Here is a 23,178-nt window from a genome sequence, read left to right as displayed (position 1 = left end):
GCGATCGCTGCACCACCGCACCGGGCCGAAGGGCCCGAGACACAGTCACGACGCGCAGGTACTCTGCCCCTGACCGGGCGGAGGCCTCATGAGGATCGAACTGCGCGGGGTCAGCCAGGGGCGCAACGGGCGCGCCCTGCCCGAGACGTCTCTGTCGTACGAGTCCGCACGGGCCACGCGCGTGGTCGCCGAGACGGAACAGCGGCCGACCGTGCTGGGCCTCCTGGCCTCGGGGAGGATGCGGCCCGACAGCGGCACCGTCCTCATCGACGGGGCGCCGGATGCGCGGATGCTGCGCCGGCGCGTGGCCCTCGTCGATGCGCCGGAGGTCTCCGAGCCCGAACCCAACGTGTCGCTGGCGGGCATGGTCGCCGAGGAGCTCATGTTCGCCGGTCGCCCGCCGACGCCGTTCGCCGCGCGGCGCTGGCTGGACGAGCACGGATTCGCCGATCTTGCCGCCATCCCGGTGGGAGACGTGGAACCGGCCGCCCGCATCCGCATCGTGCTCGAGTGCGCCGCCCTCCGCCCCGACGTGGAGGGCCTCGTGCTCGTGTCCCCGGACCGGCACGGTGGCGACCCCCACGCGTGGTGGCGCATCGTCGAGGACTTCGCGGGGCGCGACTACGCGGTGCTGGCGATCGCCGGCGTGCCGGCCCATCTGGTCCTCGGCGACGCGGGCGACCCCGATCACGAGGGCGACCCCGACCACGAGCCCGACACTCCTCCCGACGAGGCGGAGACCCTCCCCCTGCGCCACCGACGCCGCCCGCGGGGCCGGCGCACCGCCGATCCCGGCGCTGAACCCGACACGACGGGCGGATCATCATGAAGATCCCGCAGATCATCCACGCCGAGCTGCGTCGCCTCGTGTCCACGCCGATGCTGCTCGTGGCCCTTCTCGCGCTGCTGTGCGTGCCGATCCTGTACGGCGGGCTGTACCTGTGGGCCAACCAGGATCCGTATGGGCAACTCGCCCGCATCCCCGCCGCGATCGTCGTCAGCGACACCGGCGCGACCGTCAACGGCGCCGCGCGCAACTATGGCGACGACGTGGCACAGGAGCTGCTGGACAGCAACACCTTCGACTGGGAGCGCGTCAGCGCGTCCGAAGCCGGCAGCGGCCTCGCATCCGGACGCTTCGACTTCGTCATCGAGATCCCCGCCGACTTCTCCTCGGCGATCGCCTCCATCTCCTCCTCCGACCCGAAGAAGGCCGAGATCCAGCTGCGCACCGACGACGCGAACAACTATCTCGCCTCCACGATCGGGTCCCAGGCCGTGGAGCGCATCCAGGCCGACATCGTGGCGAAGGTCATCGACGAGGCGGGTCTGACGCTCCTCGCCGACCTCCAGACCATCCGCGTGAAGATCTCGGATGCGGCCACCGGAGCGCAGGAGCTCGTCGACGGACTCGGCACGGCCCGCACCGGCGCCGAGCAGCTCGCCGCGGGCACCGCGAGCCTGGCCACCGGCACCGCGGAGCTGCGGGACGGAGCGGCGCAGCTGAACAGCGGGGCCGGCGAGCTCAGCGCCGGCGCGCAGCGCGTGGCAGGGGGAACCGCCGAACTCGATCGCCTCGCAGACGAACTCGGCGCCGCATCCGCGGGGGCCGTCGCCCAGCTGCCGACGGCCCGCAACGACATCGCGCAGGCGCTGACGGCCGCGGGCGTGGACCCCGCGGAGATCCACCGCATCCTCACCGCCCTGGACCCCGTCGGAGAACTCCTGGATACGGCGAACAGCCGCGTGCAGGGGGCGGTCGGCCGGATCGACGAGCTCAACACCGGCGCACAGGAGGTCGCCGCCGGCGCCGCTCAGCTCGCCGAGGGGAGCGCGCGGCTGGCCGAGGGGACGGCGACGGCGGCTGCGGGCGCCGCCGAGCTCAACGACGGTGCCGCCCGGCTCGGCCCCGGCACCGCCGAGCTGCTGGACGGCGCCTCCCAGCTGCAGGCGGGCCTTGCCGACGGGGTCAGCCAGATCCCGGAGAGCGACGAGGACACGCGCGCGGCGCAGGCCTCGACGCTCGCCGATCCGGTGTCGGTGTCGACGAGCGACCTGGCGCAGGCCCAGAACTACGGCGCCGGCCTTGCACCGTTCTTCGCGGCACTGGCCGGGTGGATCGGCATCTACTCGCTGTTCCTCATCGTCAAGCCGATCTCGCGCCGCGCCGTCACGGCTCTGCGCGCTCCCGTGCGCGTGACGCTCGCAGGATGGCTCACCCCGGCGATGTTCGGGGCCGTGCAGATGCTCGGTCTCTTCCTCGTGCTCGCCTTCGCGCTGCGGTTCTCCTTCGCCAATCCGCTGCCCACGCTCGGGCTGCTCGTGGCCGCCACGGCCACGTACGCCGCGATCGTGCTGGCACTGAACGTATGGTTCGGGGAGGTGGGCGAATTCCTCGGCCTCGTGCTGATGGTGGTGCAGCTGGTCTCGGCCGGCGGCACGTTCCCCTGGCAGACGCTCCCCGGCCCGCTCGCCGTCGCGCACCACGTCCTGCCGATGAGCTACGTCGTCGACGGGATGCGACAGCTCATGTACGGCGGCAGCCTCTCGCGGGTGTGGCTCGACCTCGGGGTCCTCGCGATCTGGCTCATCGCAGGCCTCGTGCTGTCGGCGCTGGGCGTCGCGCGCATCACCCGCCGGCGCACTCTCCGCGACCTGCAGCCGAGCATCTTCGGCTGACTCGCCGCGCAGCCCGCCGGGTCAGCCGCCGGAGGCGGGCGGGGTCTCCTTCTCGCCGCGCAGCTCGTCGACGTACAGGCTCGCGCGGTCGATCGTCTCGTTGCGGTAGGCCTGACGCCCCACCATGTGCGCCGACAGCGGAGCCGTGGCCAGCTGGAAGAGCACGACGGGCACGAGGAAGGCCACCACCGGCCACGACCGCAGCGACAGCGCGATCGCGAGGCAGATCACCACGAGCCCGAGCACCTGCGGCTTCGTGGCCGCGTGCAGGCGCGCCGGCACGTCGCGGAACCGCAGCACGCCGATTCCGGCGACCAGGCACAGCAGCGCGCCGAAGAGGATGAGGACGAGCGCGATGCCGTCCAGCCACGCCTGGAGCGGCGTGGCGGCGGCATCGGCGCCCAGGGCGGCGAGGGTGCTCATCGGCCGGTGTTGTCCTTCCTCGCGACGAAGCGCGCGATGGAGACGGAGCCGAACACGCCGACGGCCGCGATGATGAGCATGATCGGCAGGGAGCGCGTGTGCTGGTTGATCGCCATCTCCGCGCCCAGCACGCACAGCACCTCGGTCAGCAGCACGTCCGATGCCACGGCACGGTCGAGGATCGAGGGGCCGATGACGATGCGCCACAGCGTCAGGATCGCCGCGACGGTGAAGACGACGAAGATCGCGATCAGCACGACGTTCATGCGACACCTCCCATCGGGGCGGGCGGTGCCGTCCGCCGGGTGTCCGTGGCCGCCTCCACCTGGGCCAGCTGCGCGCGCGAGCCGACCGCGCGCACGATGCGCCGCTCGAACAGCAGCACCGCCGCGCGCTGCTTCTCGACGTCCGCGTCCGAGCGCACCCCGATCACGTGGAGGTAGAGGATGCGGCGATCCCGGTCGGCCTCCACGATGAGTGAACCGGGGATGAGGGAGGCGGTGACCCCGACGTGGGTCATGATCAGGTCGTCGTCGGTGCGCAGCGGCACGGCGATGATCGCCGCGCCCGGCTGACGGCGGAAGTCCAGCACCTGCGCGGCCACGATGAGCGATCCCCGCACGACGTCGGTGAGGAACGTCACGACGAACACCAGGCCGTACCAGAAGTTCAGCCGACCCGACAGCTGCACGGGCGGAAGCCGGAAGACGCGTGTCACCGCGATCGCGGCGACGAGGCCGGTCAGGAAGGACACCACGGTGAACTGTCCCCACAGCAGCATCCACAGTGCGATCAGCCACACGAAGAAGGGCAGCTGCCGCCACAGCAGGTGCAGGAGGGTGCGGGCGTCGCGCCTCATTCCTCGACCCCCTGCTCGACCTGGACGACGGAGATCGGCTCCAGCAGGGTCGCCCCCACGCGCGCGCACACCGCGTAGAGCGGCCCGGCGAACACCGTCAGCGCCAGGGTGACCACCACCATCCCGGCCGTCGCGGCGGTCATGATGCGCGGGATGACGCGCCGCTCGGTCTGCACGCCGGCGGCGGGAGCCGAGCCGAGGTAGCCGATGCGGGCCTCGGTCTCGGCCGAGTCCTCCTCCTCGCGCCAGAACGCCAGGTTCCACGCCCGCATGAGCGCGTACAGCGTCAGCAGCGACGTGACGATGCCGCCCACGATCAGCACGATCATGATGGGCGTGCCGACCTCGGCGGCGGCGTCGAACAGGCCGTACTTGCCGATGAAGCCCGAGAAGGGCGGCAGCCCGCCGAGGTTGATCGCGGGGATGAAGTACAGCACCGCGATGACGGGAGCGGCGCGCATGAGGCCGCGCACGCGCAGGATCGACGTGCTCCCCGCCCGGCGCTCGATCAGCCCGATCGCCAGGAACAGCGTCGTCTGCACGACGATGTGGTGGACGGTGTAGTAGATCGTCGCGCCGATGGCCGCCTCGGTGGCGATCGCCAGCCCGAACACCATGTAGCCGATGTGGCTGACGAGGGTGAACGACAGGATGCGTTTGAGCTCGGCCTGTGCGAGGGCGCCGAGCACGCCGACGATCATGGTGGCCAGCGCCACGATCATGAGCATGAAGTTGACGTCGCTGTCGCGGAAGATCTGCGTCTCGGTGCGGATCAGCGCGTACACGCCGACCTTCGTCAGCAGGCCGGCGAACACCGCCGTGACGGGCGCGGGCGCCGTCGGGTACGAGTCGGGCAGCCAGAACGACAGCGGGAAGACGGCCGCCTTGATGCTGAATGCCAGCAGCAGCATGAGGTGCAGCACGAGCTGCACGTCCGGCGGCAGCTCGCCCATCCGATCCGACAGCTGTGCCATGTTCACGGTGCCCAGCGCGCCGTAGATCATCGCGATGGCGGCCAGGAAGAGGATCGACGACACCAGCGACACCACGATGTAGACCACGCCGGTGCGGATGCGCGACTCGGTGCTGCCGAGCGTGATGAGCACGTACGACGCCACGAGCAGGATCTCGAAGCCGACGTAGAGATTGAACAGGTCACCGGCGATGAATGCGGTGAAGATGCCCGCCGACAGGATCAGGTACGAGGGATGGAAGATCGACACCGGGGTGTCGTCGTCTCCGTCGGCGGCCCCCTGTCCGACCGAGAACAGCAGCACCGCCAGCAGCACGACGCTGGAGATGACGACCAGGAGGGCGGCCAGGCGGTCCACGTACAGCACGATGCCCAGCGGGATCGGCCAGCCGCCCACCGACACCGCGAGGGGCTGGTCGGAGGCGTCGACGGCGAACAGCAGCACCAGGGCGATCGCCAGCGTCGCGCTCAGGGTCGTCACAGACACCGCCACCTGCGTCTTGCGGTGGCGACCGGCGATGAGCGCCATCCCCGCGCCCAGCAGCGGCAGGGTGACCAGCAGCGGAACCAGCGTGCTCATCGGTCGTCACCGTCCTCGTCCGAACGCGTGCGGCGGTAGGGCCGGTCGGCGGGGGCGTCGTCACGGATGGCGTTCACGTCGTCGCTGCGCAGCAGGCGGATCGGGGCGGCCTCGGTTCCCACGAAGTCGGTCGTGGCGTCGTCGTCCTCCTCCTCGACCTCGACATCCATGGCGTCTTCGTCGGTGGGACGTTCGCGGATGGCGATGTCCTCGGCGTCGTCCTGCACGGTGTCGGCCTGCCCGAGCTGCCACGAGCGGTAGATGAGGGCGAGCAGGAACGCCGACACGGCGAAGGTGATGACGATCGCCGTGAGGGTCAGCGCCTGCGGGAGTGGGTCGGACACCGCATCCGGGCCGTCGGATTCGCCGTAGAACGGTGCCGCTCCGGGCTCACCCATCACGATCAGCAGCAGCAGGTTGGCCGCGTTGCCCAGCAGCAGGAACCCGATGAGCACGCGCGTGAGGCTGCGTTCGAGCATGGCGTACACGCCCGCGGCGAAGAGCACGGCCATGATCACGATGAGCACGAGCGACGCGGTCATACGGACACCCCCTCGCGGTCGCGCAGCTCCTGGCTCTGGCGGTCGACCTCGGCCCCGAGGCTGCGGAGCACATCGAGCACGAGTCCGATCACCACGAGGTAGACGCCGACATCGAAGATCGTGGAGGTGACGAACTCGACGTGTCCGATCAGGGGGAGCTCGGTCTCGATGAACGCGCTGGTCAGCGGCGCCTCACCGAAGAACAGCGGCACGACCGCGCACGCCGCCGCGAGGGTCATGCCCGCCCCCAGCAGACGGCCGGCGTCGGCGGGGGCGGCGGCGCCGAGCTCGTAGCGCCCGCCCGCGACGTACCGCATGACCAGCGCCATCCCTGCCACCAGGCCGCCGGCGAAGCCGCCGCCGGGGAGGTTGTGACCGGCGAACAGCAGGTAGAGCGACACGATGACGATCGAGTGGAACAGCACGCGCACGATGACCTCGAGCACGATCGACCGGTTCTCGGGGCGCACCTTCTGACCGCCCAGCAGCCACGTCTGCGGCTGGTGGCGCGTATCCGGCGTCGGTGCGCGCGGCCCCTCGTCCGTCTCCACGAGCGGCGAGCGCACGCGGCGACGCAGGCGGGGCAGCGGCGCGGTGAAATCCGACAGCGTGTCGGCGCGGTGGGTGACGAACACGAGCGAGGCGACGCCGGTGGCCGCGAGGATCAGGACCGACAGCTCCCCCATGGTGTCCCAGCCGCGCAGGTCGACCAGCGCGACGTTGACGACGTTCTGCCCGTGCCCGATCTCATAGGCCAGCATCGGCCACGAGTCCGAGATCGGCCGTTCCACGCGCGCGCTGGTGGCCACGATCGCCACGAGGGCCATCGTCACTCCGACGGCGGTGGCCAGCACGGCACGCGCGATGGGCCACACCGAGGCGTTGTGCTCGCCCATGCGGGCCGGGATGCGGCGCAGCACCAGGGCGAAGGCGACGAGGGTCACCGTTTCGACGAGGATCTGGGTGAGGGCGAGGTCCGGCGCCCCGCTCGTGGCGAAGAGCACGACCATTCCCAGACCCGTGACCGAGACCAGGACGACGCCGGTGTACCGCTTGCGGGCGCTGACGGCCAGCAGGCCCGCTGCGATCATCACGGGGGCCACCGCCAGCTGCACCGGCGTCTGCCACGCGGCGAGGTCGGCGCGCCACGTCGGGGAGGACAGCAGCGCCGTCCCCTCCGCCGCCACGAAGACGACGAAGATCGTCCCGACGTACACCGGGAGCGATCCGCGCTGGGTGAGCGACGTGGTGAACACCGCCAGGCGGGCGATCGCACGGATGGTGGCGTTGTAGACGTCGGTGGCCGTGAACGGCAGCATCCGCATCGTGGTGAACCGGCTCTTGCGCGCTGTGATCAGGAACACCCCGACACCCAGCACGATCGTGCCCAGAGAGATCCACAGGACAGGCTCGAATCCGTGCCACAGCGCGAGGTGCGGCGTGCTCTCGGGCGCGGCGAGGCCGGGGGTGGCGGCCGCCGCCGTGCGGGCGTACGGCTGCAGCACTGCGTCCACCCAGGGCGTCGCGATGCCCGCGACGACGGTGAGGGTCGAGAGCACCACGGGGGCGCCCAGGAAGCCCAGCGGCGGATCGGGCCATTCGGTGCGTTCGCGGCGGGCGCCGGCGGCGTCACGCTTGGTGGCGAATGCGCCCCACAGGAAGCGCAGTCCGTATGCGGCCGTCAGGATCGAGCCGAGGACGACCCCCAGCAGGGCCACCAGCGCCCACGCACCGCCGTGCAGGGCCTCCTCCAGGAGCGCGGCGAGCACTCCCTCCTTGGCGACGAACCCGATCGTGGGGATGACTCCGGCCATGCACGCGACGGCGATCGCGGAGAAGGTCGCCAGCACCGGCGCCTGACGGCCGACGCCGCTGAGCTCGCCGATGTCACGCGTGTTCAGCTGACGGTCGATGACGCCGACGACCAGGAAGAGCGACGACTTGAACAATGCGTGCGAGAGCAGCAGCGCGAGCCCTGCCAGCGCCGCCTCCTGCGTGCCGTAGCCGAGCACGATGGTGAGGAATCCCAGCTGGCTGACCGTGCCGAAGGCGAGCACGCGCTTGAGGTCGCTCTCGCGCAGCGCCTGGAATCCGCCCAGAAGCATCGTGAAGACGCCGAGGGCGATGACGATGGGGCGCCAGGGGGCGGCGAAGGCGAAGACCGGGGCGAAGCGGGCGATGAGGTAGATACCGGCCTTGACCATCGCCGCCGCGTGCAGATACGCGCTGACCGGGGTGGGGGCGGCCATCGCGCCGGGCAGCCAGAAGTGGAAGGGGAAGATCGCCGACTTGCTCAGCGCCCCGACCAGCAGCAGCACGAGCGCGGCGTCGACGGTGGCTCCGGTGGGGGCCAGCTCCAGGATGGCGGACAGACTCGTCGTGCCCGTCTCCACGACCAGCAACACGACGCCCACGAGCATGACGAGCCCGCCGATCGTGGTGACCAGCAGCGCCTGCAGGGCCGCGCGCCTGCTGGCGCCGCGCACGTGGTAGAAGCCGATGAGCAGGTACGACAGGATGCTCGTGACCTCCCAGAACATCACCAGCAGCACGATGTCGTCGGTGAGGACGAGACCGTACATTGCTCCGGCGAAGGCGAGCAGCACGGCTGAGAACAGCCCGACGCCCTGCGTCTTCCCGCGGAAGTACCACCGGCAGTAGAACATCACGAGCGCGCCGACACCCGTCACGATGAGCGCGAGCACCCAGCTCAGCGTGTCCATCCGCATCGAGATCTGGATGCCGAGGGCGGGGATCCACTCATATGTCTCGAACGGAATGTTCCCGTCCCTGACCGCGGCCGTCGACATCGCCGCGTGCACGAACGCACCGACCGGCAGCAGCGCCGCGACGTAGAAGGCGCGGGCGCCGAGGACCTTCACGAGCCACGGCAGCAGCAGCGGGACGAGGAAGAACGCGCCAAGGAGCGGCAGCACTTCGCCCTCCTCGGGGTCGACAGGCAGGATGCCGGGGGTCTCGGGGTGTCCCGACCATTCTACGTGGCGCGGGCGGTCGCCCGGTCCGGGGGGCTCTTCGGCCCGGCGCCGCCGCTGCCGCCCGGCGTCAGCGTGCCGGCGCGGGGCCCGTCGTGTTCCCCGCGTGGAACGTGCACGTCAGCCGCAGGGTCTCGGCGGGCGATCCCGCCAGCATCGCGGCGACCGCGCGACCGGCGGCACGTCCCTTCTCGGCCGCGGGCTGCACCGCCGTGGACAGCTCGTACGGCGAGAGCCCGTCCACGACGACGCCGTCGAACCCGGTGACGCTGAGGTCGTGCGGAACCCGCAGGCCTCTCTCCTCCGCAGCGCGCACGACGCCCGCGGCGAGGAGGTCGCTCTGGGCGATGACCGCGGTGGGGCGGGCGGCGGGGTCGGCCAGGAGCACCCTGCCCGCCGCCAGGCCCTCGTCGATGAGGCTGGCCCCGGCGGCGTAGGCCGGCGCATCGGGGTAGACCTCTCGCGCTCCCGCGAGGCGGTCGGCGGCGACATCGACCTGGATCTGCCCCTCCGCTGCGGCATCCAGCCACCCCGGCGGGCGGCCCGCCGACGTCGGCAGCGTCAGGATCGCGACGTCACGGTGCCCGAGGCCGGCCAGGTGGGCGGCGAGCTCGCGTTGCGCCTCGCGGTTGTCGAGCCTGATCTGCGGCACGCCGGCGCCGCCGTCTCCCTCGATGACCACGACCGGCACGTCTCGGGCGCGCAGCACCTGCAGCGACTCGCGCATCCGCGCGCTGCAGCCCACGAGGACGGCCGCGTCCAGGGGGGTCGTCAGAAGCGACGGCCCGGCCGCATCCCCGCCGCTGTCCTGCAGCAGGAGCAAGCCGGCACCGACGCCGGCGAGACCCTCGGCCAGGCCGTCCATCTGGAGCCGGGTGACCGGATCGGAGAAGACCGCTCCCAGGCGCGCGCCGACGACGACTCCGACGATTCCCGAGCTCCCCCGCCGAAGCGACGCGGCCCGCGGGTCGGGACCGGTGTAGCCCAGGCGCTCGGCGGCCTCGATCACGCGCTGTCGCGTCGCATCGGTGACCGGCGCCCGTCCGCTGAAGACCACCGAGGCGGTCGAGGGCGATACCCCCGCCCCGCGGGCGACGTCGGCGATGGTAGCTCGGCGCGCACTCATGTCGTGATCGTACCGCGCGCGTCGAATCGATTCGGTAGCCTGTCCGCATGGCCCACGCCCCCACCCGATCTCAGCTCGTGCGCTGGCGCGCCGCGATCTTCGCCATCTTCCTGGCCAGCGGCTTGAGCATCGCCACGTGGGCCTCTCGCGTGCCGGCGATCAAGTCGGGGCTGGAGATCGACAACATCGCGGTCGGCCTGCTGCTCCTGGGCGCGGGGATCGCCTCGATCATCGGCCTGTCGATCGCGCCGATCGTCCTGGCCCGGGCGGGAGCACGGCGCGGGATGCTGACGGCCCTCGTGATCGTCGGCATCGGCGTCGCGACCATCGGCATCGGCACCGACCTGCTGTCCTCCTACCCCGTGGTGCTGGTCGGTCTCGCGCTCTTCGGGTTCGGCAACGGCGCGGTCGACGTCATGATGAACGTCCAGGGCGCCGCGATCGAGAAGTCCAGCGGCCGCACGCTGCTGCCGCTGTTCCACGCCTTCTTCAGCTTCGGCACCGTGATCGGCGCAGGGCTGGGGGTGGTGGCGGCGGCTCTCGAGATCACCGTGGTCGCCCACACCGGCCTCATGGGCGCAGTGATCGTGCTCCTCGCGCTGGTCAGCGTCGCCGGCATCCCCGCGCGGGAGGATGCCGGCGTGGATGCCGCCCCGGCCGCGCGCCCGCCGTGGCGCGAGCGCGTCCTCGTCGCCGTCAGCGCGTGGCGCGAGCCGCGCACGTACGCGCTCGGCGTCATCATGCTGGGCATGGCGTTCGCGGAGGGCGGCGCCAACGACTGGATGCCGCTCGCGGTGGTCGAGGACCACGGCGCGGACGAGGCGCTCGGGGCGGCCGCGCTCACCGTCTTCTCGGTCGCGATGACCGTCGTCCGGGTGCTCGGGGGACCGCTCGTGGATCGGGTGGGACGCGTGGCGGTGCTGCGCACGCTCGCCTTCACCGCCGCGGCGGGGCTCCTCCTGTTCATCTTCGCCCCCACCCTCCCCCTCGTCTTCCTCGGGGCCGCCCTGTGGGGCGCGGGCGCGTCGCTGGGATTCCCGCTGGGGATGTCGGCGGCCGCGGACGACCCGGAGAAGGCGCCCGCGCGTGTGAGCGCCGCCGCGACGATCGGCTACGTCGCGTTCCTGTGCGGACCGCCGATCCTCGGCTTCATCAGCGAGAACGTGGGACTGCTGAACACCCTGCTGGTGATCGTCGTCCTGATCGTGCTGTCGGGCCTGTTCTCCTCCGCCGCGCGCCCGCTGGCGGTCGCATCCGCCGACGCGCCCGTCGGCGCGCCCTCGCGTTCCCGCCCGTCCGAGCGCTGACCGGGCGTCGCACAGCGGCACGCACGATGCCCCGGCCGTCGGGCCGGGGCATCGTGCGGTGCGCAGTGGGTATCGTCAGGGCTGGGTGACCAGGGTCCCCGGCAGTTCGTACTGGCCCTGCTCGGGCTCGGTGCCGTCCTCGACGTAGTCGCCGATGAGGTCGGCCACCTGAACGACGATCGCCGCCCAGTCCTGCTTGACGGTGGCGACGAACGGTCCGCCCTTCTCGATCTCGGCGAGCGCGAAGTCCTGACCGTCCACCCCGACCACCGGGATGTCGCTGACCCCGGCGGCCTGCAGCGCCTGCACGGCCCCGAGGGCCGGCTCGTCCCAGCCGCCCCAGATGCCGGTGACGTCGCCGCCCCGGGCGGAGATGACGTCCTGTACCGAGGTTCGCGCGTCATCCACCGGTCCGGGAACGTTGACGTGCTTCTCCTCGACGATCTCGATGCCCGCCGCCTGGAACACCTCGCGGGCGCCCTCGGCGCGCGCACGCACGCCGGGGTGCGGGTCGTGGGTGAGCATGACGACCGATCCGGAGCCGCCCATCGCCTCGATGAGGGCATTGGCGCTCTGCTGCCCGAGATCGACGTTGTCGCTCGTGACGTTCGCGGCGATGCCATCGGCCGCGCCGGCATCGATCGCGAACACCGGCACGTCGGCGTCGGCGGCGGCCTTCAACCCCAGCGAGATCTGCGTCGGGTCGCCCGTGCCGAGAACGATGGCGTCGGGCTGCTGGGCCGCGGCGTCCTGGAACGCGCTGTTGAGCTTGTTCATGTCGCCGGCGGTGTCGACGACCGAGACCGTCCAGCCGCGCTCCTCGCCCTCCGCGGTGAAGAGGTCGATCGCCTCTTTCGTCGCGGCGTTGGCCAGGTACGGCGTGACCACGGTGACGGTGACCCCGTCACCGCCGTCGCCCGCCTCCGCACCGCCTGCGCATGCGGTGAGGCCGAGGCCGGCCACGGCGGTCACGGTCAGGGCCGCGAGGGTTCTGTTCAACTTCATTGTCTTCCCTTTCATGGATGAGATCGGTGCGCGAGTGGGATCACTCGTCGGGCAGCGCTTGCGGCGACATCCCCGCGAGGGCGTGGAATGTCCCCGCGAGAGCCGGGTAGAGCTCGCGGTGCGCTGCCAGCAGGCGCCCGTAGCCGCTGCGGGCGGGACCCGGGTGGGTCTCCTCTACGACGGCGCCCGGTGCCAGCAGTGGCCGGATGCGGCCACCCAGCCCTGTCGCCTCGGCGGCGGCGCGTGCCGCCGACACGCATCCCGGGTCTTCCGCGTCACCCGTGACGATCGTCGCGTCGAAGACGTCGGCGAGGATCTGCCGCCACGCCGGCGAGGCGACCGCACCCCCGACGGCGGGGATGCGGGTCTGGTGGATCTGCATCGCCTCGGCCGCGTGGCGAAGACCCATCGCGACGCCGGTGAGCACCGCGAGGTAGTGGTCGGCGGCATCCGTGGCCTCCGTCACGCCGACGAAAGCGCCACGGAAGTGCCCGTCGCGCACCGGCGTGCGCTCCCCCGCGAGCCCCGGAAGGCACAGCGGGCGGGCGGAGAGGTCGCCGACGCGATCGGCTACGGCTGCCTCCACGGCGGCGAAGTCGCTGTCGGGGAAGAACGTGCGCCGCGCCCACGCCGCCGCCGATCCGGCCGACTGCACGGCGCCGATGCGCAGGCGGTGGTGCCATCCGGGGAGCACGAGGGAGTGGATGGGCGAGGGTTCGGCCGGTGCGCCGGCGGTCACGCCCGCGAGCCACCCGGTGGTGCCGAGGTACAGGTACGCGTCGCCGGGGGTGGATCCGACCAGGCCGTCGGTGGCCGAGCCGGCGTCTCCGGTGGCGACGGCGACGGGGATGCCCGCCCGCACGCCGAGCTGGGCGGCGGCCGCGGGCGAGACGGTCCCGGCCAGTGCGTCGCCGGGCTCGGCGCCCACAAGAGCGGGGAAGCGGTCGGCGGGTGCGCCGGATGCCTCGATGGCGTCGCCGAGCCATGTGCGCGCGTCGATGTCGAGCAGTCCGGTCGTCGACGCGGTCGTCACGTCGCACGTCGCCCGGCCCCCCGCGCGCCACGCCAGGTAGCCCGCGGCGCCGAAGAACAGCTGCGCCGCCTCCGGGAGGACACGCGGTTCGTGCTCGACGAGCCACGCGAGCTTCGCGGCGACGTTCGTGAGGTCCTGGTGGTTGCCCGTGCGCCGCTCCCACTCGGGGATGCTCGCGCGCAGCCGCTCATGCTGGGCGCCCGCGCGCGTGTCGGAGTACAGCAGCGCGGGGCGCAGCGACCGGCCGTCGGCGCCGATGACAATGAGGTCCTGCATCTGCCCTGTGACGCCGAGGGCGTCGATGCGGTGGGCCATGCCGGTGTCGGCGAGCGCACGGCACGCCGCATCCCACCAGTCCTCGGGGCGCTGCTCGATGATGCCGCCGGCGCCGTGGACGGTGTCGTACGACGCGGTGGCCCGCGCGATCACCGCTCCCTCGGACGTCAGCACGGCGAGCTTGACGCTCGACGTGCCGATGTCCAGGCCCGCGATCAGGGTCATGTCAGCGCCGCTTCCGGCTCAGGCGGCTGAGGCTCACGGCCAGGACGATGATCACGCCGGTGAGAACCTGCTGCACGTAGCTGTTGACCTGCAGGATGTTCAGGCCGTTGTTGAGCACGCCGACGATGCCCAGGCCCACGACGGTGCCGCCGACGGTGGGCTGGCCGGCCCGGGAGAGGGTGATGCCGAGGAAGACGGCGGCGATCGAGGACAGCATGAGCGGGTCGGCCGCGGTGGGGTGACCCGATGCCAGCCGCGCGGTCAGCACGATGCCCGCCAGCGCCGCGCCGAAACCGGCCACGACGAACGCGGAGAAGCGCACGAGCTTGGTGTTCACGCCCGACAGTCGCGCCGCCTCCGCGTTGCCGCCCACGGCGTACCAGCTGCGCCCGAGTACGGTCTTGGACAGCGCGAACCACACCAGCAGCACGAGGATGACCGCGACGATGACCGGAACGGGAACCGGGCCCACCCGCCCCTGACCGAGCCACACGAAACCCTCCGGGAGGCCGAAGACGGTGGCGCCGTTGGACAGCAGCAGCGCCAAGCCCGTGAACGAGGTCATCGTGGCGAGGGTCGCGATGAACGCCGACAGACCCAGGTAGGCCACGAGGAATCCGTTGATCGCACCGGCGGCCAGCCCGGTGAGCAGCCCCAGTCCGACCGCCACCAGCGGATCCATCCCGCCCACCAGGAGCTGGGCGGTGATGACGCCGACGAGGCTCGCGAGCGATCCGACCGACAGGTCGAAGTCGCCGACGACCATGACGACCGTCTGCACGGCGGCGATCATGGCGAGGATCGCGAGCTGCTCGAGGATGTTGGTGAAGTTCACCGGTGTGAGGAACACCTGCGGCTTGAGTACCGCGAACAGCACGATGAGGGCGAGCAGGCCGAGCAGGGTGCCGTAGGAGGCGAGGCGGGCCGGCAGCGCTGCGCCGCGCGTTCCGGCGGCGGGCGCCTGCGGAGTGGTCGTGGACATCATTCGGGCTTCCTGTAGCAGAGGTGGAGGATGGATTCTTCGGTGGATGCGGCGGGGTCGGCGATGCCGGTGAGCCGGCCCTCGTGCAGCACGGCGATCTCGTCGGCGAGCCCCAGCAGTTCGGGGATCTCGCTGGAGACGACCACGACCGCGACGCCCTCGTCGGCCAGACGGCGGATGAGCTGATAGATCTCGGCCTTCGTGCCGATGTCGATGCCGCGGGTGGGCTCGTCCAGCAACAGCACGCGGGGCCGCCGCTGGAGATATTTGGCCAGGACGACCTTCTGCTGGTTGCCGCCGGAAAGCTCCTCCACGGGCTGGCTCACCGATGTCGTCTTGATCTGCAGGTCGGTGCGGCCGCGCTCGGCCGCTTCGCGCTCGCGCCGGGAGGATGCCACGCCCGCCACGCTCAGCGCACGGAGGTTGCCGAGGGCGATGTTGGCCTGGATGGAGTGCGTCATGACGAGCCCCTGGCTGCGGCGCTCCTCCGGCACGTAGGCGATGCCCGCATCCATCGACCGCGCCAGCCCCCGGCGGGTCACGTCGTCACCGTCCAGGAGCACGCGCCCCGTCTGCGCGCGCTCGGCGCCGGCGATGATCTTCAGCAGCTCGCTGCGCCCGGCCCCGGCCAGGCCCGCGATGCCGAGCACGCGCCCGGAGCGCGCCTGCAGGCTGACTCCGCGGAGGGTGTGGCCGCCGAGGTCTTCCACGGCCAGCAGCACGGGACCGGCCGTCCCGGCCCTGGCCGGGTAGACCTGCCCGTGCTCGCGCCCGATCATCGCCGACACCACGTCGTCGGTGTCGGTCTGCGCGATCGGCTTGGTCCACACGTGCCGGCCGTTGCGCATCACGGTGGCGGTGTCGGCGAGGGCGAACACCTCCTCGAGGCGATGCGAGACGTACAGGATCGCCGTCCCGCCGTCGCGGAGGGCGCGGAGCACGACGAACAGCTGCTCGGTCTCGGTGTCGGTGAGTGCCGCGGTCGGTTCGTCCAGGATCAGCACGCGCGCATCCCGCGCGAGCGCGCGGGCGAGGGCGATCATCGTCTGCTGCACGGCCGAGAGCTCCCCCACCGGCACGTTCAGCGGCAGCGACTGGCCGAGACGTTCCAGGAGCGCGCCGGCGTCGCGGTCGAGGCGGCGGCGATCGACGATCCCGGGGATGCCGCCTCGGCGCGTGCCGAGGAAGATGTTCTCGGCCGCACCCAGGGTGGGCACGAGCGTGAGCTCCTGCGGCAGCGCGACGACCCCGCGCGACTGCCCGTCGCGCACCGAGCGCAATACCGCGGGTGCACCGTCGATGACGACCTCGCCCTCGCTGGGCGTGATCACCCCGGCGAGCATCTTGATGAGCGTCGACTTCCCCGCGCCGTTCTCGCCGAGGAGGGCGTGGATGCTGCCGGCGTGGAATTCCAGCGTCAGGTCGGAGACGACGCGGACGGGGCCGTAGTCCTTGCTGAGGCCGCGCGTGGCGAGCACCGGTGCGGCCGTGAGAGTGGGGGTCATGGTCTTCCTGTTCCCGGCGGTCGTCAGCGACCGCCGCGTACGAACGGCGTGGATTCGTCGGCGATCATGGGCGCATCGCTGGAGAGCACGAGCTCCAGGCCCGGCTCGTTCGCGCGGCGCTCGGCCGAGACCACGACGCTGTCGCCGGCGGTCAGGGCGCGGTCATCCACCACCGCGGCGCCGTCGGCGCTCAGGGTGAGGCGGGCCGACAGCAGGGCGGCCTCCCCTTCGGCACGCTGCAGGAGGCCCGCCGATTCGGCGTCGAGGTTCGTGGCCTGAACCGTCTCGGTCGCGCGGTCGATGCGGATGCCGAGGTCGGTGGAGAGCACCTCGTACAGCGAGCGCGTCGCCAGCGTAGACACCTCGATCCCCGCGGCGATGGCCGGCGGCAGCAGGGACGTCTGCAGGATGAGGGGTTCGCCGTCGACGTAGCGCAGGCGCACGAGCTCGAACGCCTCACGCGTGGGAAGGGCCATCCGGCGCTGCTCCAGGGGCGACACCTCGATCGCGGCGTAGCCGAGCACCTCGGTGCGCAGCGTCCGGCCCGAAGCGGCGATCTGCGCCGCGAAGCTTGCCAGCGGCCCCATCTCCAGGCGGTACGGGCGGCTGCGCACGTACGTGCCCTTGCCCTGCTCGGTACTGAGCAGGCCCTGGTCGGTGAGGGTCTGCACCGCCTGGCGCACGGTCATGACCGTCACGCCGAAGCTCTCGGCCAGTTCCTTCTGCGAGGGCAGGGTCTCGCCGGCGGTGAGCTCCTCCTCGGTGATCGCCAGCGCCAGCGCCCGCGCGATCGCGAGGTACTTCGGCAGGCCGTCGTTGCGGCTGAAGGAGATCCGCTGCGGGCTCCACGGCGTCCGGTCACTCATGCGCGCGCCTCGTCCCGGCGTACGAGGATGGGGGCCACCTCGTCGACGATCGCCGCCACCGGCTCCGGACCCTCGTTCGCGGCGGCGACCAGGCGCGTGCCGATGATCGCGCCGTCGGCGCCGGCGACCATGAGCCGCTGCACCTCCTCGTGCCCGCGCACACCGAACCCGACGCACACGCCGTACGGCCGCTCGCCGAAGGCCTCGGCGAGTTCGCCGAGTCGCTCGGCGGCCTTGGCCGCATTGAAGCGGCCGCCGGTCTGTCCCTCGGCGGACTGCAGGTAGATGAAGGGGTCCGGGAAGACGCCCGACGACAGCAGCGCGAGATCCTCCTGCAGGTGCAGGAAGATCACCGGCTCGATGCCGCGCTCTCGCGCCCGGGCCCCGATCTCGAGCTGCTCGGCGACGGGATGCTGCGGCAGCAGCACGCCGTCGATGTCGGCGGCGGCGAGCGCGTCGAGGAACTCGTCGGCGGGAAGGCGCTCCAGCGTGCGGGCGTACGCGAGGGCGATGATCGAGTCCCCCGGGTCGCGGCGGCTGGACGCGGCGAGTTCGAGCGCCTCCGCGATGGAGCCGAGGTGGTGCGAGGCCTGCAGGGCCGCCGCCTGGATGAGCGGGCCATCCAGCGCTGGCGCTGGCCCGGGCATGCTCACTTCCAGCGCGTCCAGTCCCGCCTCGAATGCCGCACCGGCGGCGAGGCGGAAGCGGTCGGGGTCGGGGTAGCCGGCGGGCAGGAAGCCCATCAGGATGCCGCGGCGCTCGGCGCGTGCCTGCGTCAGCCGGCGTCTCAGGCGGTTGGCCACGGATGCTCCTCATCGAACTCTTCTAGATGACTAGAACACAGTAGGGGTCCGCGCCGCCGCGCGCCAAACCCACGCGCTTGCCCTTGCTCGCAGCATCCCCACCCCATTCCGCGAAAGTGCATCAACCCGGCGAAAGTGCATCGAATCCGGTGCACTTTCGCCGAGGTGATGCACTCTCGGTGAGGCGGTTAGGCTCGACGGGTGCGTCTCGTCATCGCCCGCTGCTCCGTCCACTACACCGGGCGGCTCAACGCGCACCTCCCCCTGGCTACCCGGCTGCTCGTGCACAAGGGCGACGGCAGCCTCCTGGTGCACTCCGACGGCGGGTCGTACAAGCCGCTGAACTGGATGAGCCCGCCCTGCACGCTCACGGCCGAGGAGCCGGATGCGGCCGACCTCGATGACGGCGTCATCCAGCGCTGGCGCGTCACTCACGCCAAGTCGGGCGATGCGCTGCTCGTGCGCATCCACGAGATCCTGCACGACACCTCCCACGACCTCGGCGTGGACCCGGGCCTGGTCAAAGACGGCGTGGAAGCCGACCTGCAGCGCCTCCTCGCCGAACAGGTCGCCCTCGTCGGCGACGGCCTGACGCTCGTGCGCCGCGAGTACCCGACCGCGATCGGGCCGGTCGACCTGCTGCTGCGCAATCCCGACGGCGGCACGATCGCCGTGGAGATCAAGCGCCGTGGCGACATCGACGGCGTCGAGCAGCTCACGCGCTACCTCGAGCTGCTCGGCCGCGACCCGCATCTCGCTCCCGTGACCGGCGTGTTCGCGGCCCAGGAGATCAAGCCGCAGGCCCGCGTTCTGGCCACCGACCGCGGCATCCGCTGTCTCACGCTCGACTATGCGGAGATGAAGGGCATCGAATCCGGGGCCCCGCGCCTATTCTGATCCGCCGCCCGTTCCGCCGCCGGACGCCGCGGCCGGTGAGCGCCGATAGCGTGGAGGGCATGCCCACTCGCTCACCCTGGTCGTGCATCCTCTGGGATGTGGACGGCACCATCGTCGACGCATCCGAGGGGATCCTCCGGCGCCTGACCACCACCCTCGAGCACTTCGGGCTGCAGCCGCCCACGCGCGGCGAGCTGGCGCACTGGATCGGTCCGCCCATGTTCGAGTCGTTCCAGACCAACGTCGGGATGAGCCCGGAACAGTCCACCGAGGCGGTGACCTTCTACCGCGGATTGAGCAAGGCCGAGGGCTACACCTCGAGCGCGAAGCTCTTCCCCGGGGTCGCCGAGGTGATCGCGGCCGTCGGCGCCGCCGGCGTTCCACAGGCGACCGCCAGCTCCAAGCCCGAGGTGCAGGTGTCCGCCCTGATGGACCACTTCGGACTCACCCCGTACTTCACCGCCGTGGTGGGCGCCACACCGGATGAGCGCACCCTCAGTGCGAAATCCGACATCGTCGCCGAGGCGCTGCGGCGCCTGTCCGCGGCCGGGGTCGACATCAGCCGCCCCGTCCTCGTCGGCGACCGCCACCACGACATCGAGGGCGCCGCCGAGCACGGCGTGCCGGTCATCTTCGTGCGCTGGGGATTCAGCTGGCCGCACGAGGCCGACGGCGCGCAGGCCGCGGTCGACGACGCCCACGAACTGGCCGGCCTGCTCCTGCTTCCCGACTCCCCGGCATAGCCGGGCCCCGGCACCCACCCCGGCCGTAGGGTGGGGCGCATGGGCGAGCAGCCGAGCTGGGCGATCCGCATCCGGCATCTCGCCGGACGCATCCCCGCCACGCTCGTGCTGGTGGCCGTCGTCACCGCCGGCGGCGTCGTGACACAGGGACTGTGGTCGCCCCTCATCGACTCCCCCCTGTGGGAGGGCATCGCCTACGGCGTGCCCGCGCTGGAGGCAGGCCGTTGGTGGACGCCCCTGACGGGATCGTTCTTCCTCGCCCGCCCGTGGGTGTACGCCGTCGCCCTCACCGGATTCGCGGGCATGGCGCACCTGGAGTACCGGCGCGGATCGCGTGTCGCGCTGACCTACTTCGCGGTCGGCCAGGTGTTCGCGGTCCTGGGGACCATGCTGCTGCTGTGGCTGTGCGCGATGCTGGCGTGGCCGTGGGCGCAGGAGCAGGCGGCGGCTCTGGATGCGGGGCCCTCGGGCGGCACGATGGCCTGCATCGCCGCGGCGGTCAGCCTGTTCGCCCCGCCGTGGCGCCTGCGGGCGTGGGTCCTCCTGGTGACGATCGTCCTCCTCTTGCTGCTGTTCTCGGGCTCGCTCGCCGATCTCGAGCATCTCCTCGGCGTGGCCCTCGTGCTGGCCGTGGACCGGTCGCTGCGTCCCCAGCGGGTGACCGTGCGCGAGCAGCGCCTCATCGCGTTCGTGATCATGCTGGGTCTCGGCGCGATCCAGATCGTGACGCTCCTCGTGCCGACGAACGGTCCGTTCGGCCGCACCGCTCCTCTGGCGACATCCTGGGTCGATGTCGTCGTCGACGTCGTGGTGGTCATCGTGGTCGCGCGGGGGATGCGGCGGGGCCGGCGCTGGGCGTGGGTGGTCAGCGTCGTGCTGACCACCGTCAACGTGCTGTTCGGTGTGGCGCTGATGGTCCTGATCTCCGCCCTCGGCGTCGATGCGGTGGAGGCGGCGCTCTCCGCCGATGTGAGCGTGGCGCTGGCGACCTCCGTGCTGGCGGCGATGGCGCTGGGCTACCTCATCCTCGTCCGCGGCGCGTTCCGGGCGCGGCGCACGGCCCACATCGGCCAGGGTGCGCGCCCCACCACCGACGAGGTGAAGTCGGAGATCCGCCGGCACGGCGGCGGCACGCTGTCGTGGATGACGACGTGGGACGGCAACGACTACGCGCGCGCCGGCGGCGGCATCGTGGCGTATCAGCGCAGGGTCGGTGTCGCCCTGGCGCTGGCGGATCCGCTCGGGCCCGCCGCATCCCGTGCCGACGCGGTGACGGTGTTCATCGCCGACGCCGAGCGAGCCGGGCTCGTCCCGTGCTTCTTCAGTGCCGGCGAGGCCACCCGCGCCGCCGTGCCACGGGGGTGGCGGAGTCTCGTCGTGGCCGACGACACGATCGTCGACCTGCCCGGCCTCCGGTTCACCGGCAAGGCGTGGGGCGATGTGCGCACGTCGCTGAACCGCGCGGGCCGCGAGGGGATGCAGTTCCGGATGACGCGGCTGCGCGACGAGCCGTGGGGCATCCAGCAGCAGCTGCGGGCGATCTCGGAGAGCTGGGTGGCCGAGAAGGGCCTGCCGGAGATGGGGTTCACCCTCGGGACGCTGCAGGAGGCGGCCGACCCGGAGGTGCGGGTGGCCCTCGCCGTCTCCCCCGTGGGCGACGTCGACGGCTTCCTGTCCTGGCTGCCGGTCTACGGCGAGGGGCGCGTACGGGGGTGGACCCTCGACCTCATGCGCCGCCGCCCGGGCGGATTCGGCCCCGTGATGGAGTACCTCATCGGTTCGTCCGCCGCCCTGTTCGCGGAGGAGGGCGCCGAGATCCTGTCGCTGTCGGGGGCCCCGCTCACGCATCCGCCGGGCTCTGGCGCGATCGCGGACGTCACCACGTGGGTCGCGGATCTGATCGAACCGGTGTATGGGTTCGCCTCGCTGCACCGCTTCAAGCAGAAGTTCCAGCCGCGCTATGAGCAGATGTACCTGCTCTACCGCGACGAGGCCGACCTCACCCGGATCGCCGCCGCGCTCACGCGCGCGTACCTGCCGACCGCGACGCTGCGGCAGTTCGCCGACGCCGGGCGCGAGCTCGTGCGCGGCGAACACTGACCCGACCGCCGGCGGAGGCGGCCGTTTCAGCGATCAGATCGGGCGGATGTTCTCCGCCTGCAGGCCCTTGGGGCCCTGCGCGATCTCGAACTCGACTCGCTGATTCTCTTCCAGCGAGCGGTAGCCCGACGCCTCGATCGCCGTGTAGTGGGCGAACACATCCGCGCCGCCCTCATCGGGCGCGATGAAACCGAACCCCTTCTCCGAGTTGAACCACTTGACCGTGCCCTGGGTGCTCATTGCATGCCGTTCTGTTCTTGCCGGCGCCCTTGTGCGCCGTGGGAATCCCACGCTAACGCTCGCAAGCGCCCGCGTCACGGGGTGGTGACAGAAACGTTGCACGCCGTCAGAGGCGGCGAAGCCGTTAACCATACGACGCCCGGGCCGAGCCAGAAGCTCAAAGCCCGGGCGTCGACGGATCCCCCCGGATAGGCCGCGCAGAGCGCGGCTGCCCTCACTCTACTGACATCACCCCGGCCAACGCGATAGCCAAGGGCAAACTCGTATCGCCGGCTTTCCCTTCGTAGGGTGTCGGCGTGGCCCACATCGATCTGCGCGACCTCGACGACGACGATCTGGACGCCGTCGGTGCACTTCTGAGTGACCCGGACGAGGTCGCTCCGCCCGGTGTGGACGCTGCCGATCGGGAGGGGCTCGACCAGTGGGTGGCCCGCCGGCGCGCCGACCCGGATGCCACGATCCTGGTCGTGACCGAGAGCGGCGGGTTCGCCGGGGCGGCGGCCGCGTACACCCTCGACGGCGAGCGCGAAGTGGCGTGGTGGATCGCCTCTCACGCTCGCGGCCGCGGGGTGGGCGCCGACGCCGTGCGTCTGCTCGCGGCCCTCGAACCCGAGCGGCCGCTGTACGCGCGGGTGTCCGCATCCGAGGCGCCGCCGGAGGCGATGCTCGAACGGATCGGCTTCACCGAGGTGACGCCATCCGCCGGCCGCCCCCTCCGCTACGTGCTTCCGCCGACGCTCGAATAGCCCTCACCGGCCGCGGTCGGCAGAATCCGTCGTGTCATCCGGTGGCGGGAGGCGCAGCGGGTCGGGCCGGAATGTCTCGTCGACGTGGGAGGTCTGGGCCGGCTCGAGGTGCGGGTGCGTGGCGGCCGAACGTCCGAGGTAGGCATCGGAGTAGGCGTCCGACGCGGAGAGGTCCGCGTCCGACGGCCGGGGCCGCCCGCGGATGGACAGCGCACTGATCGCACCCAGGCACGCCATCCCGCCCACGACGTAGCCCCACGACGTAGCCCCACAGC

21 protein-coding genes are annotated in these 23,178 nt (G+C 71.7%); 7 read left to right on the top strand and 14 right to left on the bottom strand.

Annotated features, from left to right (window positions below):
• Positions 1 to 88 precede the first annotated feature (88 nt).
• Together F6J85_RS00300 and F6J85_RS00295 are read left to right on the top strand one after the other, a co-directional pair.
• A complete protein-coding gene (locus tag F6J85_RS00300) occupies positions 89 to 829 on the top strand; it encodes a P-loop NTPase family protein (RefSeq protein ID WP_150923353.1) in 741 nt (246 codons plus the stop codon).
• Positions 826 to 2,679 carry a YhgE/Pip domain-containing protein gene (locus tag F6J85_RS00295; protein WP_150923352.1) on the top strand — a complete coding sequence of 618 codons (1,854 nt, stop codon included), beginning with the start codon at positions 826 to 828 and terminating at the stop codon, positions 2,677 to 2,679. Before F6J85_RS00300 ends, F6J85_RS00295 begins: the two co-directional genes overlap by 4 nt.
• Before the next feature lie 21 nt (positions 2,680 to 2,700).
• Here the strand turns inward: F6J85_RS00295 and mnhG are convergent, their stop codons facing one another.
• The 7 genes from mnhG to F6J85_RS00260 form a co-directional block, all read right to left on the bottom strand.
• Entirely contained in the window at positions 2,701 to 3,102 is a 402-nt protein-coding gene (gene mnhG, locus F6J85_RS00290; protein WP_150923351.1) for a monovalent cation/H(+) antiporter subunit G, read from the bottom strand.
• Positions 3,099 to 3,368: an MrpF/PhaF family protein gene (locus tag F6J85_RS00285; RefSeq protein ID WP_150920614.1), complete on the bottom strand. Its 270-nt coding sequence runs from the start codon at positions 3,366 to 3,368 to the stop codon at positions 3,099 to 3,101. Before F6J85_RS00285 ends, mnhG begins: the two co-directional genes overlap by 4 nt.
• Complete coding sequence (locus F6J85_RS00280) at positions 3,365 to 3,961, bottom strand: Na+/H+ antiporter subunit E (protein ID WP_150923350.1); 597 nt, start codon at positions 3,959 to 3,961, stop codon at positions 3,365 to 3,367. The genes F6J85_RS00285 and F6J85_RS00280 overlap by 4 nt, the downstream gene beginning before the upstream one ends.
• Complete coding sequence (locus tag F6J85_RS00275; RefSeq protein ID WP_150923349.1) at positions 3,958 to 5,514, bottom strand: Na+/H+ antiporter subunit D; 1,557 nt, start codon at positions 5,512 to 5,514, stop codon at positions 3,958 to 3,960. The genes F6J85_RS00280 and F6J85_RS00275 overlap by 4 nt, the downstream gene beginning before the upstream one ends.
• Positions 5,511 to 6,056, bottom strand: coding sequence for a Na(+)/H(+) antiporter subunit C (locus tag F6J85_RS00270; RefSeq protein WP_150923348.1), 546 nt, complete (start codon positions 6,054 to 6,056; stop codon positions 5,511 to 5,513). Before F6J85_RS00270 ends, F6J85_RS00275 begins: the two co-directional genes overlap by 4 nt.
• A complete protein-coding gene (locus F6J85_RS00265; protein ID WP_150923347.1) occupies positions 6,053 to 8,992 on the bottom strand; it encodes a Na+/H+ antiporter subunit A in 2,940 nt (979 codons plus the stop codon). Before F6J85_RS00265 ends, F6J85_RS00270 begins: the two co-directional genes overlap by 4 nt.
• Positions 8,993 to 9,119: 127 nt before the next feature.
• Complete coding sequence (locus F6J85_RS00260) at positions 9,120 to 10,175, bottom strand: substrate-binding domain-containing protein (RefSeq protein WP_150923346.1); 1,056 nt, start codon at positions 10,173 to 10,175, stop codon at positions 9,120 to 9,122.
• A 47-nt stretch (positions 10,176 to 10,222) separates the two neighbouring features.
• On the opposite strand from F6J85_RS00260, the gene F6J85_RS00255 reads away from it, so the two are divergent.
• Positions 10,223 to 11,482 (top strand): MFS transporter, encoded by a 1,260-nt coding sequence (locus F6J85_RS00255; protein ID WP_150923345.1) that lies wholly within the window; start codon positions 10,223 to 10,225, stop codon positions 11,480 to 11,482.
• Positions 11,483 to 11,557: 75 nt separating this feature from the next.
• On the opposite strand, the gene F6J85_RS00250 is transcribed toward F6J85_RS00255, so the two are convergent.
• From F6J85_RS00250 to F6J85_RS00225, 6 genes are read right to left on the bottom strand one after another with little or no spacing between them, the layout of a single operon-like run.
• Positions 11,558 to 12,487 (bottom strand): sugar ABC transporter substrate-binding protein, encoded by a 930-nt coding sequence (locus F6J85_RS00250; protein WP_191640047.1) that lies wholly within the window; start codon positions 12,485 to 12,487, stop codon positions 11,558 to 11,560.
• A 40-nt stretch (positions 12,488 to 12,527) separates the two neighbouring features.
• Positions 12,528 to 14,021 carry a xylulokinase gene (locus F6J85_RS00245; RefSeq protein ID WP_150923344.1) on the bottom strand — a complete coding sequence of 498 codons (1,494 nt, stop codon included), beginning with the start codon at positions 14,019 to 14,021 and terminating at the stop codon, positions 12,528 to 12,530.
• Between the two features lies 1 nt (position 14,022).
• A complete protein-coding gene (locus F6J85_RS00240; RefSeq protein WP_202980854.1) occupies positions 14,023 to 15,003 on the bottom strand; it encodes an ABC transporter permease in 981 nt (326 codons plus the stop codon).
• Positions 15,003 to 16,508 (bottom strand): sugar ABC transporter ATP-binding protein, encoded by a 1,506-nt coding sequence (locus F6J85_RS00235; protein ID WP_150923343.1) that lies wholly within the window; start codon positions 16,506 to 16,508, stop codon positions 15,003 to 15,005. Before F6J85_RS00235 ends, F6J85_RS00240 begins: the two co-directional genes overlap by 1 nt.
• A 23-nt stretch (positions 16,509 to 16,531) precedes the next feature.
• Positions 16,532 to 17,374 (bottom strand): GntR family transcriptional regulator, encoded by an 843-nt coding sequence (locus F6J85_RS00230; RefSeq protein ID WP_150923342.1) that lies wholly within the window; start codon positions 17,372 to 17,374, stop codon positions 16,532 to 16,534.
• Complete coding sequence (locus tag F6J85_RS00225) at positions 17,371 to 18,177, bottom strand: tryptophan synthase subunit alpha (protein ID WP_150921767.1); 807 nt, start codon at positions 18,175 to 18,177, stop codon at positions 17,371 to 17,373. The genes F6J85_RS00230 and F6J85_RS00225 overlap by 4 nt, the downstream gene beginning before the upstream one ends.
• A 201-nt stretch (positions 18,178 to 18,378) precedes the next feature.
• Here F6J85_RS00225 and nucS point away from each other — a divergent pair, with 201 nt between their 5' ends.
• The 3 genes from nucS to F6J85_RS00210 are packed head-to-tail and all read left to right on the top strand — an operon-like array spanning position 18,379 to position 21,917.
• Positions 18,379 to 19,074: an endonuclease NucS gene (gene nucS, locus F6J85_RS00220; protein ID WP_150923341.1), complete on the top strand. Its 696-nt coding sequence runs from the start codon at positions 18,379 to 18,381 to the stop codon at positions 19,072 to 19,074.
• A gap of 59 nt (positions 19,075 to 19,133) precedes the next feature.
• The gene (locus F6J85_RS00215; protein WP_150923340.1) at positions 19,134 to 19,817 is read left to right on the top strand and encodes an HAD hydrolase-like protein; all 684 of its coding nucleotides are present in this window, start codon (positions 19,134 to 19,136) and stop codon (positions 19,815 to 19,817) included.
• 39 nt (positions 19,818 to 19,856) lie between these two features.
• Positions 19,857 to 21,917 (top strand): bifunctional lysylphosphatidylglycerol flippase/synthetase MprF, encoded by a 2,061-nt coding sequence (locus F6J85_RS00210; RefSeq protein WP_150923339.1) that lies wholly within the window; start codon positions 19,857 to 19,859, stop codon positions 21,915 to 21,917.
• Positions 21,918 to 21,950: 33 nt separating this feature from the next.
• Here the strand turns inward: F6J85_RS00210 and F6J85_RS00205 are convergent, their stop codons facing one another.
• Entirely contained in the window at positions 21,951 to 22,157 is a 207-nt protein-coding gene (locus F6J85_RS00205; RefSeq protein ID WP_135062416.1) for a cold-shock protein, read from the bottom strand.
• 296 nt (positions 22,158 to 22,453) lie between these two features.
• Here F6J85_RS00205 and F6J85_RS00200 point away from each other — a divergent pair, with 296 nt between their 5' ends.
• Complete coding sequence (locus F6J85_RS00200) at positions 22,454 to 22,903, top strand: GNAT family N-acetyltransferase (protein ID WP_150923338.1); 450 nt, start codon at positions 22,454 to 22,456, stop codon at positions 22,901 to 22,903.
• Positions 22,904 to 23,178: the final 275 nt, after the last annotated feature.

Source organism: Microbacterium lushaniae (assembly GCF_008727775.1).
In the GTDB taxonomy this organism is placed as follows: Bacteria; Actinomycetota; Actinomycetes; order Actinomycetales; family Microbacteriaceae; genus Microbacterium; species Microbacterium lushaniae.
Note: the sequence above shows the minus strand (reverse complement) of the source record. Positions and strands in the feature narration are given on the sequence as shown.